The following is a 1339-nucleotide window of genomic DNA, read 5'->3' as shown; positions in this document are numbered from 1 at the left end:
ACTGGGCAGCGATGCGGCCGAAATCCATGGGCGGCAGCTGTTCGGCGATGAAGTCGCCGAGCTGGGCGTCGGGATTGCGCTCGCGAGCCGAGGAAATGGCGATCTGCGTGGCGTAGTCATCGACCTTCTCGACCACTTCCATCAGCCGCTGCAGCTTCATCTCACCGGTGTTCGGGTTGATGTCGGCGCGGATGTTGGTCTCCTGACCGTAACGCGAGCGCGCCGCCTTCTGGATCGCATCGGCCATGGCGGCGATGACGATCGACTTGTCGATCGACTTTTCACGCGCGACCGCGTCGGCGATCTGCAGCAATTCAAGTCTGTTGGCGCTTACAACCATCGTTTTTCTCCGGAGCTTGTTTGCCGGGCCTTTGCGCCCGGCAGCTCAATCATAGTTCCTGTTCGTGGTCTTCCGTGGCGTCCGCTTCCGCACCCGACTCGTCATCGTCCGGTTCGCCGCGGCGCTTCTTGGCTTCCTTGCGCGCCCTGTTGTCCTTCGACAGGGCATCGCGGATGAGATCGTCGGTCAGGATCAGGCGCACGTCGGCAATCGCATCGTAGGGGACACGCACCGTCGGCTCCTCGCCATAGGCTGCCTTGTCGCGCTCGATCAGCACATCGTCTTCGCCGGCTTCGGCGATCTTGCCCTTGAAGCGCTTGCGGTCGGCGACGACCATCGATGTTTCCATCTTCACCAGATGACCCGTCCAGGTCGTGAAATCCGATTTACGGACCAGTGGCCGGTCGATGCCGGGCGACGAGACTTCGAGGTGATAGGCCTTTTCGATCGGATCATCGACGTCGAGCGCCGGCGACACAGCGCGGCTGACCTCTTCGCAATCTTCGACGGTCATGGTGCCGTCCTCGCGTTCGGCCATGATCTGCAGCGTCAGCCCGTTCTGGCCCGACAGATGCACCCGCACGAGGCGGAAGCCGATGCCGCGCAGAACCGGCTGGACGATCAGCGCGATGCGCGCATCGATGCCGCTTTCGCGGATGATGCGATCGTCGCCCTCGCTTGCCGTTGCAGTCATTGAAGCCCTGTCGTTCTCTACCAAGTTATCGGCAGGTAATAAAAAAGAGCGGGACCGGGTGGACCCACTCTTCGTCATACCGACCAAGAATTTGAGGCTGATATAGACGATGACGGCCTGTGTTTCAAGCCCGCTGTGCTGGTCGGGCAACGCCGCCATCGAGGCGGCCCGCGCCAGCGTTGCATGGGGCGCATGGCGCCTATGCGGCGACACCCATGGGATCGGCGCTGAAACGCGCCTATTTATGTTGCGCTGCACAAATGTGGCCGTGCGCCATACGTGCGCGAAAGGACATGATCATGAGC

At 61.8% G+C, this 1339-nt stretch carries 3 protein-coding genes; 1 reads left to right on the top strand and 2 read right to left on the bottom strand.

The annotated features are described in order from the left end of the window. A partial coding sequence (locus tag EN939_RS34360; protein ID WP_272483134.1) for a NusA N-terminal domain-containing protein occupies window positions 1-340 on the bottom strand: 340 nt, incomplete at its 3' end. A 49-nt stretch (window positions 341-389) separates the two neighbouring features. Beyond that, complete coding sequence (gene rimP / locus EN939_RS34355; RefSeq protein WP_127270712.1) at window positions 390-1034, bottom strand: ribosome maturation factor RimP; 645 nt, start codon at window positions 1032-1034, stop codon at window positions 390-392. A 109-nt stretch (window positions 1035-1143) separates the two neighbouring features. Between rimP and EN939_RS38740 the strand changes: the two genes are divergently transcribed. Continuing rightward, a partial coding sequence (locus tag EN939_RS38740) for a hypothetical protein (protein ID WP_206528431.1) occupies window positions 1144-1339 on the top strand: 196 nt, incomplete at its 3' end.

Source organism: Mesorhizobium sp. M7A.F.Ca.CA.002.05.1.1, from assembly GCF_003998335.1.
In the GTDB taxonomy this organism is placed as follows: domain Bacteria; phylum Pseudomonadota; class Alphaproteobacteria; order Rhizobiales; family Rhizobiaceae; genus Mesorhizobium.
The sequence above is the reverse complement of the archived record's forward strand: the minus strand, read 5'-3'. Positions and strand labels throughout refer to the sequence as shown.